This is a genomic window from Thioclava sp. F1Mire-8 (genome assembly GCF_002213165.1).
Taxonomy (GTDB): Bacteria; Pseudomonadota; Alphaproteobacteria; order Rhodobacterales; family Rhodobacteraceae; genus Thioclava; species Thioclava nitratireducens.
Map to the genome: position 1 here is coordinate 286,256 of NZ_NBNY01000004.1, position 12,417 is coordinate 298,672.

11 protein-coding genes are annotated in these 12,417 nt (G+C 65.4%); 5 read left to right on the plus strand and 6 right to left on the minus strand.

From position 1 onward, the window contains the following. Positions 1-10 precede the first annotated feature (10 nt). Positions 11-403, minus strand: a complete 393-nt coding sequence (locus B6V75_RS15000) for an SgcJ/EcaC family oxidoreductase (RefSeq protein ID WP_075775597.1) — start codon at positions 401-403, stop codon at positions 11-13. Next, positions 400-1,776, minus strand: coding sequence for an FAD-linked oxidase C-terminal domain-containing protein (locus B6V75_RS15005; protein ID WP_088720218.1), 1,377 nt, complete (start codon positions 1,774-1,776; stop codon positions 400-402). Before B6V75_RS15005 ends, B6V75_RS15000 begins: the two co-directional genes overlap by 4 nt. Positions 1,777-1,954: 178 nt before the next feature. Between B6V75_RS15005 and B6V75_RS15010 the strand changes: the two genes are divergently transcribed. Together B6V75_RS15010 and B6V75_RS15015 are read left to right on the plus strand one after the other, a co-directional pair. Next, on the plus strand, positions 1,955-3,343 hold the full coding sequence (locus B6V75_RS15010) for a bifunctional enoyl-CoA hydratase/phosphate acetyltransferase (protein WP_088720219.1): 1,389 nt from the start codon (positions 1,955-1,957) through the stop codon (positions 3,341-3,343). After that, positions 3,340-4,512, plus strand: coding sequence for an acetate/propionate family kinase (locus B6V75_RS15015; RefSeq protein WP_088720220.1), 1,173 nt, complete (start codon positions 3,340-3,342; stop codon positions 4,510-4,512). The genes B6V75_RS15010 and B6V75_RS15015 overlap by 4 nt, the downstream gene beginning before the upstream one ends. Positions 4,513-4,645: 133 nt before the next feature. Here B6V75_RS15015 and B6V75_RS15020 read toward each other — a convergent pair whose 3' ends face one another. Next, complete coding sequence (locus tag B6V75_RS15020; RefSeq protein WP_088720221.1) at positions 4,646-6,445, minus strand: aminopeptidase P family protein; 1,800 nt, start codon at positions 6,443-6,445, stop codon at positions 4,646-4,648. Then, positions 6,445-8,322 carry a cobaltochelatase subunit CobT gene (gene cobT, locus B6V75_RS15025; RefSeq protein ID WP_075775737.1) on the minus strand — a complete coding sequence of 626 codons (1,878 nt, stop codon included), beginning with the start codon at positions 8,320-8,322 and terminating at the stop codon, positions 6,445-6,447. The genes B6V75_RS15020 and cobT overlap by 1 nt, the downstream gene beginning before the upstream one ends. A gap of 256 nt (positions 8,323-8,578) precedes the next feature. On the opposite strand from cobT, the gene B6V75_RS15030 reads away from it, so the two are divergent. Beyond that, positions 8,579-9,178 (plus strand): NAD(P)H-dependent oxidoreductase, encoded by a 600-nt coding sequence (locus B6V75_RS15030; protein ID WP_088720222.1) that lies wholly within the window; start codon positions 8,579-8,581, stop codon positions 9,176-9,178. Between the two features lie 107 nt (positions 9,179-9,285). Here the strand turns inward: B6V75_RS15030 and B6V75_RS15035 are convergent, their stop codons facing one another. Both B6V75_RS15035 and cobS read right to left on the minus strand, forming a co-directional pair. Then, the gene (locus tag B6V75_RS15035; protein ID WP_088720223.1) at positions 9,286-9,870 is read right to left on the minus strand and encodes a hypothetical protein; all 585 of its coding nucleotides are present in this window, start codon (positions 9,868-9,870) and stop codon (positions 9,286-9,288) included. Then, entirely contained in the window at positions 9,870-10,841 is a 972-nt protein-coding gene (cobS, locus tag B6V75_RS15040; protein ID WP_075775590.1) for a cobaltochelatase subunit CobS, read from the minus strand. Before cobS ends, B6V75_RS15035 begins: the two co-directional genes overlap by 1 nt. 175 nt (positions 10,842-11,016) lie before the next feature. Here cobS and B6V75_RS15045 point away from each other — a divergent pair, with 175 nt between their 5' ends. Beyond that, positions 11,017-11,415 carry a DUF4177 domain-containing protein gene (locus tag B6V75_RS15045; protein WP_088720224.1) on the plus strand — a complete coding sequence of 133 codons (399 nt, stop codon included), beginning with the start codon at positions 11,017-11,019 and terminating at the stop codon, positions 11,413-11,415. A gap of 259 nt (positions 11,416-11,674) precedes the next feature. Next, the gene (locus tag B6V75_RS15050; protein ID WP_075775588.1) at positions 11,675-12,295 is read left to right on the plus strand and encodes a DnaJ domain-containing protein; all 621 of its coding nucleotides are present in this window, start codon (positions 11,675-11,677) and stop codon (positions 12,293-12,295) included. Positions 12,296-12,417: the final 122 nt, after the last annotated feature.

The following is a 12,417-nucleotide window of genomic DNA, read 5'->3' on the forward strand; positions in this document are numbered from 1 at the left end:
GGAGCGCCGCTTACCCCGCCTCCACGACGAACTGCGCGGCGACGATTTGCCAGCCATTCGGCGTCAGTTCCAGCGTTGCGGCCAGCGTGCAGCCGATGCGGCCGGCATCGGCGCCGTTCTCGGTGATGATCCCGGTCAGGACGAAGCGCTGCAGGACGACCGCTGCCTCGGCGCCGACAGGGCGCGATTTGGCCTTGCCGGTCACCAGGCGCGCGCGCGAGAAGGCGCCGGCGAGTTCGCCTGCGAACAACTCCGCGATCTGGGTGCGACCGGAGGCGACTCCACCCGTCAGCGAGATGAAATCGGCATCTTCCGCGAAGAATCCCGCAAGCGCCTGCGCATCGCGCGCGCCCCAGGCTTTTGCGAAGGCGCGGGGCAGCGCGTCCGGAGTCTCGAAGCTCATTCGTCCTGCTCCACCAGTTTACCGGGATTGAGAATGTTCTGCGGGTCGAGCGCGCGTTTGATCTGGCCCATCACGTCCCAACCCGCGCCATGCTCGTCGCGCATGTAGCCCGTCTTGCCCATGCCGATGCCGTGCTCGCCAGTGACGGTGCCCTGCATCTCGAGCGCGCGTTCGGCCATCTTCGCGGCCACTTTCTTGGCACGTTTGAACTCGTCCTTATCCTCGGGATCGAGCAGCAGGACAGAGTGGAAATTCCCGTCGCCGACATGGCCCACAACGGGACCGATCAGCCCGGCCTCGATGATGTCGCGCTTGGTCGCGGCCACGGCCTCTGCCAGCCGCGAGATCGGCACGCAGATATCGGTCACCAGTCCCATGCAGCCGGGGCGATGTGCGATCGTGGCGGGGTAGGCGCCGTGACGCATCTTCCACAGCTTATTGCGGTCCTCGGTCGTCGTCGCCCATTGGAAATCTGCGCCGCCCATTTCAGCCACGACTTCGCCGAACCGCTCGGAGGCCTCGGCCACACCGCTTTCCGAGCCGTGAAACTCGATCATCAGATGCGGTTTCGCGGGGAAATCGGTGCCGTTGGCCTCGTTGAATATCTGCGCGGTGAGGTCGTCGACGAATTCGATCCGCGCCATCGGGATGCCCATCTGGATCGTCATCTGCACCGTCTCGACCGCCGCTTCCAGCGTATCGAAGGCGCAGACCGCAGAGGAGATAGCCTCGGGCTGGCCGTGCAGGCGCAACGTCAATTCGGTGATGATCCCGAGCGTGCCTTCCGAACCCAGCATCAGCGCGGTCAGGTCATATCCGGCGGAGGATTTCTTCGCACGGCTGCCGGTCCGGATGATGCGGCCATCGGCCAGCACCACTTCCAGCGCCGCCACATTGTCGCGCATCGAGCCATAGCCCACCGTCGTCGTCCCGCTCGCCCGGGTCGCCGCCATGCCGCCAAGCGAGGCATTCGCGCCCGGATCGACCGGGAAGAACAGCCCCGTCGCGCGCAGATCCTCGTTCAGCGCCACGCGAGTCACGCCGGGCTGGACGCGGACCTGCATATCCTCGGCCAGAACCTCCACCACTCGGTCCATCTTCATCAGGTCAAGGCTGACCCCGCCGCGCACCGGCACGGCGTGTCCCTCCAGCGAGGTGCCCGTGCCGTAGGGCGTGATCGGCACGTCATGCGCGGCGCAGATCTTGACGATCTGGCTGACCTCTTCGGTGCTGGTCGGATAAGCCACGGCATCGGGGGGTGAGAAGGGAAACCACGTCTCGTTGCGGCCATGTTGGTCGCGCGCGCCTTTCGAGGTATCGAGCCGGTCGCCCAGCAAAGTTTCGAGTTCCGCCAGCGCCTCTGCCAGTGCCATGCAACGCCTCCCATGTCTTGCTGCCAAAGGTTTAGGCTCAGCCGCGCGGGAGTGAAAGGGTTTCAGCGGATTGTCGGCGGTTTTTGTCTCGGATCAAGGATTTGTCGCGAATCTTTGCCTAGGCAGCAGCGTGCAGGTCTCGCAGACTTGCAGTGCAGGAAAAAGAAGGAGCGCGCCAATGATGTTCGAGAGCCGGAAATGGGACGAGATCGAGGTCGGCCAGTCAGCCGAATTGAAGCGGCTATGCACTGCCGACGATTTCTATGTTTTCGCCGCCGCCTCCGGCAACCACAACCCGGTCCATCTCGAAGACGAGGATGGCGATGGCGACGGCCAGAAGGAGGCCTACGCGCCGGGCATGTTCGTGGCCTCTCTGATCACCGCGGTCCTGGGCAACCTGCTGCCGGGGCCGGGGACGCTCTACCGCGCGCAAAGCCTGCGCTTCCATGATCACGCGATGGCGGGTCAAGAGCTCTGCGCCCGCGTCGAGGTTCTCGAGAAGCTGCCCGGCGAGCTGCTGCGGATGAAGACGGAAGTGCGCCGTGTGGGCGATGACGCGCTGATCGTCGAGGGCGAGGCCGAGGTCCATGCCCCGCAGAAACACCTGAAATTCGATGCGCTCGAAGTGCCCGGCCTGATCTCCCAGCGCCATCGCCATTTCGAGAAACTGCTAGAGAAGGCCGAGCCACTGCCCGATCTGGTCACCGCCGTCGTCTGCCCCGAAGAGCCGGTGTCGCTCGACGGTGCGCTCCTCGCCGCCGAGCATCACCTGATCGAGCCGCTGCTGATCGGCCATCCCGAAAAGATCATGTCGGTCGCGAAAGAGCTCGGCCGCGACGTGACCAAGTTCGAGATCCTGCCCGCCGAGACCGCCCGCGATGCCGCGCGCATGGCGGTGCAGCTGGTCAACGAGGGGCGCGCCGGCGCGGTGATGAAGGGCCATCTGCATACCGATGCGCTCTTGAAGCCGATGCTCGACAAGAATACCGGGCTGCGGATCGGCAAGCGCTTCACCCATGTCTTCGTCATGGATGTGCCGGGCGTTGTGCATCCGCTGATTGTCACCGATGCCGCGATCAATATCGCGCCGGATCTCGAGACCAAGGTGCATATCGTGCAAAACGCGATCGACGTGGCGATCTCGATCGGGATCGAGGTGCCGAAAGTGGGCGTGCTGTCTGCAGTCGAGACCGTGACGCCCGCGATCCCGTCGTCCCTCGATGCGGCGCTGCTGTCGAAAATGGCAGAGCGCGGGCAGATCACCGGGGGCGAAGTCGATGGGCCGCTCGCGATGGACAATGCGGTCGATCTGGCCGCCGCACGCACCAAGGGCATCCGCTCGGCGGTCGCGGGCCGGGCCGAGGTGTTGGTCGCACCCGGGATCGATTCCGCGAATATGCTGGCCAAGCAGCTCGCTTACATCTCTCACGCGGAAGGGGCGGGGCTGATGCTGGGCGCGAAGGTGCCGGTGATCCTGAACTCGCGCTCCGATAGCGGGATGGCGCGGCTGGCCTCTGCCGCCGTAGCCTCGATCCACTACCACCGCACCTGCGGGGGCCGCGCATGAGCACCCGTGCGATCCTGACACTGAACTCCGGCTCGTCCTCGCTGAAGCTGGGGTTGTTCTCGGAAGACCTCGAGACGCTCGCGCTTGGCCATGTCGACCGGATCGGACGGCGCGAGGCGGCGATGAAACTCAGCGGACCCGATGGATCCCCGCTTCCGCTGCCCGCTTCCGCGCCAGATGACTTCGTCACCAATGCGGCGGCGCTACACACTGCGCTTGCGGCCTTCCAGTCGGCCTTTCCCGGGCTGGAAGTGATCGCGGTCGGCCACCGGATCGTGCATGGCGGGATCGACCACGCCGCGCCGGAACCCCTGTCCGAGCCGCTCATGGCGGAATTGGCCAAGCTCGCCCCGTTCGCGCCGCTGCACCAGCCACATAACCTCGCCGGTGTCCGTGCCGCGGTCGATACCTTCCCCGGCACGCCGCAGGTCGCCTGCTACGACACCGCCTTTCATCGCGGCCATCCCTTCGTCAGCGACACATTCGCGCTGCCGCGCCGCTATTACGAGCAGGGTGTGCGCCGCTACGGCTTCCACGGGCTGAGCTATGATTTCATCAATGGCGAACTGACGCGGACCGAGCCCGAGTTGCACAAGGGGCGGATGATCGTGGCGCATTTAGGCTCGGGTGCGTCGATGTGCGCGATCGAGAACGGCCAGTCCGTCGCCTCGACAATGGGGTTCTCCGCGCTGGAAGGCCTGCCGATGGGCACCCGCCCGGGCGAACTGGACCCCGGCATTCTGCTCTACATGATGGATCAGGAGGGGAAGAGCCCGTCCGAGATTTCGACGCTGCTCTACAAGGAATCGGGCCTATTGGGCATGTCCGGCATTTCCAACGACATGCGCACGCTCGAGGCCTCGGACGATCCCAAGGCAAAAGAAGCGATCGATTATTTCTGCTTCCGCATCAAACGCCAGATCGGCGCGATGGCGGCGGCGATGGGCGGCCTGGACGGGATCGTCTTTACCGGCGGAATCGGGGAGAACTCGGCGCGCGTGCGTGCGCAGGCCTGCGACGGTCTGGGCTTCCTCGGGGTCGCGGTCAATGCCGACGCCAATGCCGAAAATGCGCGCGAGATCGGGGCGGGCGCGGTTCGGGTTCTCGTAATCCCAACCAACGAGGAAATCGTCATCGCGCGGGCGGCGAAGGCGGTACTCGACCTCTAGACGACGGCGCATGCGGCCCCTGCGGGACGCTCCGCGGGGGATATTTAGACCAATACGAAAGAGGGGACCCAGCTTTTCGGCTTGGTAAAAATATCCCCGCCGGAGGCATCCCCGGCATACTGTGCGCGCAGCCTCAGATCGGCGCGCAGGCGGTTTGCAGCCACGCCTTGGCGCCCTCGCTGACCTTGGGCGCGATACGCTCCAGAACCTCGGCGTGATAGGCGTTGAGCCAGTCGCGCTCCTCGGGGCCGAGCAGATCGATGTCGATCAGGCGGCGGTCGATCGGCACCCAGGTCAGCGTCGAGAAAGAGAGCTGGTCGCGGTTGTCGCCCTTGGCCCCGGCCTCTTCGGTGAGGATCAGGTTCTCGATCCGGATGCCGAATGTGCCTTCGCGGTAATAGCCCGGTTCGTTCGACAGGATCATTCCGGGTTCGAGCGGCAGGGTCGAGACGCGCGAGATCCGCGCGGGGCCTTCGTGCACGCAAAGCGCAGCGCCGACGCCGTGACCTGTCCCGTGATCGTAATCCCAGCCCTCGGCCCACAGGGGCGCACGGGCGAGCGCATCGAGATGGGCCCCCGCCACGCTGCGCGGGAAGCGCGTACGCGACAGTGCGATCATGCCCTGCAACACCCGGGTGAAGGGACGTTTGGCGTCTTCCGGTACATCGCCCACGGCGACGGTGCGGGTGATGTCGGTGGTGCCGTCGACATATTGCCCGCCCGAATCCACCAGCAGCAACTCACCCGGTTTCACGGGGCGGTTGGTGTCCTCGTTCACGCGGTAATGGACGATCGCGCCATTGCCGCCCGCGCCGCAGATCGTCTCGAAGGAGATGTCGAGCAGCGCATTGGTATCGCGGCGGAAGCCCTCGAGGGCGGTGGCCACGTCGATCTCGGTCAGCTGGCCTTTCGGGGCCTCCGCGTCGAGCCAGCTGAGGAATTCGACCATCGCGGTGGCGTCGCGCAGATGGGCGGCTTCCATGCCCGCGATTTCGGCTGCGTTCTTGCGCGCCTTCGGCAGAATGCAGGGATCGCGCGCCTCAACGATCTTGGTGTCGTGATCGGCCAGCAGCAGAGAGACGGCGAGCGGCGCGCTGTCGGGGTCGACCAGCACCGGGCCTTCGATCGCTTCCAGCGCGGCGGTCAGGCTGTCGGGCGGCAGGATCGAGACCCCGTCGCCCAGATGGGCGCGCAGATCGGCGTCGAATTTCGCGTCATCGGCGAAGAGCTTCACCGTGCCGTCGTCGAAGAGCACCGCGAAGGACTGGACCACCGGGTTGCGGGGGATATCCGCGCCGCGAATGTTCAGCAGCCAGCAGATCGAATCCGGCAGGGTGAGCACGGCGGCCGCGATATCCTCTTCGCGCAGGTCTTCGGCCAGACGCGTGCGTTTCTCCGCCGCAGTCTCGCCTGCGAATTCCGCCGGATGGATGCGGGCGGGCTCGGCGGGCGGGGCAGGGCGGTCGTCCCAGACGCGGTCCACGAGGTTCTCGCTCTCGATCAGCGCGATGCCGGTGCCTTCAAGCCCCTCGCGGATCTTCGCGATCTCGGATTTGGTGTGCAGCCACGGGTCGAAGCCGATCTTGGCGCCTGCATGGGCGTTTTCCGTCAACCAGTCGGCTGGTTTCACCTCGGGCCAGCTCACCGGCGTGAAGTGGTCGAGCGAGACCTCGGCGCGTACCTGCACCCGGTAGCGGCCATCGACGAAGACGCCTGCGATCTCGGGCAGCGCGATGCAGAAGCCCGCCGAGCCGGTGAAGCCGGTCAGCCAAGCCAGACGCGCATCGCAAGGCGCGACATATTCGCCCTGATGTGCGTCGGCCCGAGGAATGATGAAGCCGTCGAGCCCGGCGGCTGACATGGCTTCGCGCAGCGCCGCCAGCCGGGGCGGGCCCAGTTCGGGGCGCGATTGCACCGAGAAATCCTGAAACATCAGATAGCCTTCTTGATCCCGAGGAAGCGGGCGCGGGCCCGCGGATCGCTGTCGAAGAGGGAGGCGAGCTGTTCGGTCATGGCGCCCGCCAGTTGCTCCACATCGGTGATCGTCACCGCGTGCTGGTAATAGCGCGTCACGTCATGGCCGATGCCGATGGCGATCAGCTCCACCGCGCGGCGGCGCTCTACCATGGCGATCACGTCGCGCAGGTGTTTCTCCAGATAGATCGCGGGGTTCACCGACAGCGTCGAGTCGTCCACCGGTGCACCGTCCGAGATCACCATCAGGATCTTGCGCTGCTCGGTCCGGGCGAGCATCCGGCGATGCGCCCATTCCAGCGCCTCGCCGTCGATGTTCTCCTTCAGCAGACCTTCCTTCATCATCAGGCCCAGATTGGCCCGCGTCCGGCGCATCGGCGCGTCGGCCCGCTTGTAGATGATGTGGCGCAGGTCGTTGAGGCGTCCGGGGCTTTGCGGGCGGCCATCTGCAAGCCATTTCTCGCGCGATTGCCCGCCTTTCCAGGCGCGGGTGGTGAAGCCGAGGATCTCGACCTTCACGTCGCAGCGCTCCAGCGTGCGGGCGAGCACGTCGGCGCAGATCGCCGCGATCGAGATCGGGCGACCCCGCATCGAGCCGGAATTATCCAGCAGTAGCGTCACCACCGTGTCGCGGAACTCGGTGTCCTTCTCGACCTTGAAGCTGAGCGGCGTGGTCGGGTTCGCGACGACACGGGCCAGGCGGCCCGCATCGAGCATCCCTTCCTCGCGGTCGAATTCCCACGCACGGTTCTGCTGCGCCTGCAGGCGGCGCTGCAGCTTGTTGGCGAGCCGCGAGACAGCTCCTTTCAGCGGGTCCAGCTGCTGATCGAGATAAAGGCGCAGACGCTCCAGCTCGGCCGGTTCGGCCAGGTCCTCGGCGGCGATCTCCTCGTCGAATTCGGTCGTGTAGACCACGTAATTCGGGTCGGCCTGCGAATGCGGCGGGGGCGGCGGCGGCTCCAGCGGCGCATCGGCCTGCGGCATATCCATCTCGTCGCTCATTTCCTGATCGGCGAGATCGTCGGAGCTGACGGAGGTCTGGGTCTGGTCGTCCTGCGCTTCCTGGCTGGATTCGGGCGAGGCCTCGGCGTCGTCGTCTTCCTGCTCGTCGCGGGCCTGCTCTTCGCCCTGTTCCTCGTCGGCGTTCTCTTCCTGCTCGTCCTCGGCGTCGTCGCCCATCTCCTCGTCGGGATCGTCGCCCAACTGATCGGCATAACCGAGATCGGCGATCACCTTGCGGGTGAGGCGCGCAAAGGCGGCCTGATCGGCAAGGACGTGTTTGACGTTTTCCAGATCGTCGCCCGCCGATTGCTCGATGAAGGGGCGCCACAGATCGAGCACGTTATCCGCGCCGGGCGGCAATTTCCGGCCGGTCGCCAGTTCGCGCACGAAATACCCCGCGGCGACCGAGAGCGGCGCTTCCTCGGGAGCGCGAATCTGGGCGTAGCCCTTGCGCTCTGCCTCATGGGCGATCTTGGCGTCGATATTCGACAGGGTGCCCGGCATGTCGCGCGCGCCCAACGCTTCACAGCGCGCGGTCTCCATTGCCTCGTAGATCGCGCTCGCCAACTCGCCCGACGGGGCGTAACGGCTGTCGATCTTGGCGTCGTGGTGACGGCGGCGCATCGCCATCGCATCGGCCGTGCCGCGCGCCAGCAGAACCTCGTCGCGGCTCATCCGGCGCGAAACCTGCGGCAGGCGCATCGTATCGGCGGTCATTCCCGAAGGATCGACCGTGTAGCTCACCGTCATGTCGGGCGCGTCGGCCATCGTCTTGGTGGCTTCGGCCAGCGCCTTTTTGAAGGGATCCGCGGGGTTGTCGGAAGGCTTGCTCATGGCCTCAGATAAAGCACCGCGCGCGCCGACCCGCAAGAGCCGATCGCGTAAGCGGGCGATGCGGCGCAGACGGGCAGCGCCGCCGGCGCGGTTCCCGCATTTGACGCGCGACACTCGTTCGCATCCGCACATAACTCCCGGTTGGAAGCGGGCGATTACTTCTTAGGTTAACTCGCAACACGGACAGCACGTCTCCCCCCGTGGCCCTTCCTCCCCCGAGGGCCTTCCCGTGCGACATACCGGAAAGGAGTTCGACATGAGCGAGACCCTGAATATCGGCCTGATCGTCGGCACGACCCGCGAAGGTCGCTTCGCCGACCGCGCGCTCGAATGGTTCGAGACCAAGATCGGGGCGCGCGACGACATGCGCTACGAGGTTCTGGATCTGCGCGAAGCCGCGCTGCCCTTCTTCGACGAGGCAGGCCCGCCCGCCGCGAAACCCGTGACCAGCGAGAACGCGCGCGCTTGGGGCGAAAAGCTCAAGGAATTCGACGGGTTCATCGTGGTGACGGCGGAGTACAACCACTCAATTCCCGCGACGATCAAGAACGCTTTCGACTACGCGTTCGAGGGCTGGCGCCGCAAGCCGCTGGGCACCGTCGGCTATGGCGGCGTGGGCGCGGCCCGCGCGGTCGAGCATCTGCGCCTCGTCGCGATCAATTTCGGCATGGTGCCCGTCGCGGGTGCGGTCAGCATTGGCGGTGCTGATTTCGTGAAGGCCTCGCAGGGCACGCCGATCGCGGAACTGGGCGACCATCTCGACGGTCCGGCGAAAACGCTGCTCGACGACATGGCCTTCTGGGGTCAGGCGGCGAAACTTGCCAAGATCGAGGCAGAAAATCGTCAGGCCGCGTGATCCGACCCCGCCTGTTTTTCGTAGTTAGTTGAGTAACGAGTACCAGCCCGGCCTTTGTGCCGGGCTTTTTTGCGCCGCTCCTCGCGAAGAGGTCGCAGCGCGAGCGGTTACTGGAAAAGCCCCGAGCAGATCATCGGCATCCAGTCCGCGCGCAGCGTACTCAGCGGGAAGGCGCGACGATCCTGCGAGCCTTTCGCCTCCTGCCCGCGCCGCGTCATGACGTAATCCCCATTGAGCAGGTTGACGTCGCAGGTGCCGGTATTCTCGTTATCGATCCGGTCGTAGAAGCTGTAGCTGTAGCCCGAGACGACAAAACCACCATTGCGCCACGCGATGGAATAGGTGCTCTCCCACGGGTTGCGCCCGATGCCGATCTGCTCGGAATGCAGCTTGAACGCGCCGTTGGGAAGCGGCTCGAGAGATGGCGTCTGGCCGCCTGCCTGACCGGAGAAGACAACCCGCTCGACCGTCATCTCGCGCTTCAGTCCGAAGGTCGGATCGCCGAGATAGACCACCAGATCGGCTGCATCCGCACCGTTCTGCACCAGCATCGCCGCATCCTGCGTGCCGTCGCCGTTCCAATCGCCGGTGAGCGCCGCGAAAATCTCGCCATCCTTGGGCGCCTCCTGGGCTGCCGCCGCGAAGGGCAGCAGCGCCGCGAGAAGCACGCCCCGGATCGCGAGGCGCGGCATCACGAGGCGATGGCCGCCGCCGATTCCGGCAGCTCCTCGTCGAAGAGGCGCTGGTAGAACTCGGCCACGGTCTGACGCTCCAGCTCGTCGCACTTGTTGAGGAAGCTCAGGCGGAACGCGTAGCCGATATTGTCGAAGATGCGCGCGTTCTGGGCCCAGGCGATCACCGTGCGCGGCGACATCACCGTCGAGAGATCGCCATTCATGAAGGCGGTCCGCGTCAGGTCTGCCACGGTCACCATCTGGCTGATCACCTTGCGGCCCTCGGCCGTGTTGTATTGCGGGTTCTTCGACAGAACGATCGCGACTTCGGCGTCGTGGCTGAGATAGTTCAGCGTCGAGACCAGCGACCAGCGGTCCATCTGGCCCTGGTTGATCTGCTGGGTGCCGTGGTAGAGGCCCGTCGTGTCGCCCAGACCCACCGTGTTCGAGGTCGCGAACAAACGGAAATAGGGGTTCGGCGTGATCACTTCGTTCTGGTCGAGCAGCGTCAGCTTGCCGTCGGCTTCCAGCACCCGCTGGATCACGAACATCACGTCGGCGCGGCCCGCATCATATTCGTCGAAGACGATCGCGGTCGGGTTGCGCAGCGCCCAGGGCAGGATGCCCTCGTGGAACACCGTCACCTGCTTGCCATCGACCAGCTTGATCGCATCCTTGCCGATCAGGTCGATCCGGCTGACGTGGCTGTCGAGGTTGACGCGCACACAGGGCCAGTTCAGGCGGGCGGCGACCTGTTCGATATGGGTCGATTTCCCGGTGCCGTGATAACCCTGGATCATCACGCGGCGATTATAGGCAAAGCCTGCGAGTATCGCCATCGTGGTGTCGGGGTCGAATTTGTAGGTGGAGTCGATCTCCGGCACGCGGTCGGTGCGCTCTGCAAACCCTTTGACCTTCATGTCGGAATCGAGGCCGAACACCTCGCGCAGGTCGATTTCTTCGGTGGGCTTGGCGGTCTGGTCGAGCATCGCGGACGTCCTTTCGTGGTTGGGTCGATTTGTGAACCATCGCGCGCAGGCGTGCAAGGGGGCGATGGTGCGCGATGCGCGGGGCTTTTATCGGCCCGTTCCCGCCAGTGTGGCTTGGAGTGAGTTGACCCGGACCCGGCATCCGCTAGAAAGACGCGAAAGCTTGAGGTGCATCATGCAGCATTACGAATACAAGGTCATCCCGGCGCCCGCGCGCGGCGACAAGGAGCGCGGCCTGAAATCCGGCGCCGACCGTTTCGCCCATGCGCTTTCCGGTGTGATGAACGAGATGGCGGCGCGCGGCTGGGAATACCTGCGCGCAGAGACCCTGCCTGCGGAAGAGCGCACCGGCCTGACGGGTAAGTCCACGGTCTATCACAACCTGCTGGTATTCCGCCGCCCGACCAGCGCCGATCCGGCGCAGGCGATCGGTGCACATCCCGATCCCGAGGCTGCGGCGAATGACGAGGACGCGCCCGAGGCCAAGCGCCGCGCGCTTCTCGCCGATGCGCCCGAGGGCCGTGCGCCGAAACTGCGCGCCAGCCGCGACGGGTCGTCAGGCGACGGGGACTGACCGTTACGGACAGGGCGAAGGTAGGGCGGCTTGGAACCGGACCAATCCACCCGAAACGTGCCGCGCGCCCGCACCAGCGCGCCAGTCGCGTTGCCGTCGGGACGCTCCTTGCTCGCCCTTGATCCGTGCAATTAGCGGCCCCATTTCCGCCCGACCCCCTTTCAACATCCGTCATTTCCAGTAGACTGCGTGACCCGACTCGGAGGCAGGCCCAAATGCCGCCCCGAAGTGGCATTCGGGCAGCAGGCAAGAGGCAAGCATGAGCAACAGCGATCCTTTCGGCTTCAACATTTCGGCCGCGGCGGACAAGAAGCGCCGCTCGCGTGGCAGACGCGGCATGTCGGGGGCTTTCGAGACCTCGACCCGGATCTGCGACAAGGAAGGCTGCAACGAGCCGGGCAAGTACCGTGCGCCGAAAAGCCCGAAAATCCTCGACGACTACTACTGGTTCTGCAAGGACCACGTCCGCGAGTACAATCTGAACTGGAATTATTTCCAGGGTCAGTCCGAGGAGGAATTCCAGGCTTTCCTGGACAATGCGACCGTCTGGGAACGGCCCACGAAGCCCTTCAGCAAGGCCAAGGAAGAGGCGGGCTGGGCGCGTCACGGCATCTCGGACCCGCATGAGATCCTCGGCGACAACGCCACGAAGAACCCGGGCCGGACGATGGGGCGCAAGCTGCCGCCGACCGAACGCCGCGCGCTCGACATTCTCGAGGCGAAGGACTCGATGTCCAAGGCTGAGATCCGCAAGTGCTACAAGGCGCTGATCAAGGTGCTGCACCCGGATATGAACGGCGGCGACCGCTCGCAGGAAGAGATGCTTCAGGAAGTCGTCTGGGCCTGGGACCAGCTGAAGGACAGCCGCAACTTCAAGTGACGGCAGGGGGGCTCTGCCCCCCGCGCTGCGCGCGTCACCCCGGGATATTTTCGCAAACCCGAAGCAAAGAGGCGCGCTCAAATCCTCGGGCTTGCCGAAATATCCCGGGGTGAATGCCGCAG

What these genes read in the sequence shown, in the direction of transcription:
- B6V75_RS15000 (WP_075775597.1), bottom strand. Translation starts at nt 403, where the DNA reads ATGAGCTTCGAGACTCCGGACGCGCTGCCCCGCGCCTTCGCAAAAGCC.
- B6V75_RS15005 (WP_088720218.1), bottom strand. Translation starts at nt 1,776, where the DNA reads ATGGCACTGGCAGAGGCGCTGGCGGAACTCGAAACTTTGCTGGGCGAC.
- B6V75_RS15010 (WP_088720219.1), top strand. Translation starts at nt 1,955, where the DNA reads ATGATGTTCGAGAGCCGGAAATGGGACGAGATCGAGGTCGGCCAGTCA.
- B6V75_RS15015 (WP_088720220.1), top strand. Translation starts at nt 3,340, where the DNA reads ATGAGCACCCGTGCGATCCTGACACTGAACTCCGGCTCGTCCTCGCTG.
- B6V75_RS15020 (WP_088720221.1), bottom strand. Translation starts at nt 6,445, where the DNA reads ATGTTTCAGGATTTCTCGGTGCAATCGCGCCCCGAACTGGGCCCGCCC.
- cobT (WP_075775737.1), bottom strand. Translation starts at nt 8,322, where the DNA reads ATGAGCAAGCCTTCCGACAACCCCGCGGATCCCTTCAAAAAGGCGCTG.
- B6V75_RS15030 (WP_088720222.1), top strand. Translation starts at nt 8,579, where the DNA reads ATGAGCGAGACCCTGAATATCGGCCTGATCGTCGGCACGACCCGCGAA.
- B6V75_RS15035 (WP_088720223.1), bottom strand. Translation starts at nt 9,870, where the DNA reads ATGCCGCGCCTCGCGATCCGGGGCGTGCTTCTCGCGGCGCTGCTGCCC.
- cobS (WP_075775590.1), bottom strand. Translation starts at nt 10,841, where the DNA reads ATGCTCGACCAGACCGCCAAGCCCACCGAAGAAATCGACCTGCGCGAG.
- B6V75_RS15045 (WP_088720224.1), top strand. Translation starts at nt 11,017, where the DNA reads ATGCAGCATTACGAATACAAGGTCATCCCGGCGCCCGCGCGCGGCGAC.
- B6V75_RS15050 (WP_075775588.1), top strand. Translation starts at nt 11,675, where the DNA reads ATGAGCAACAGCGATCCTTTCGGCTTCAACATTTCGGCCGCGGCGGAC.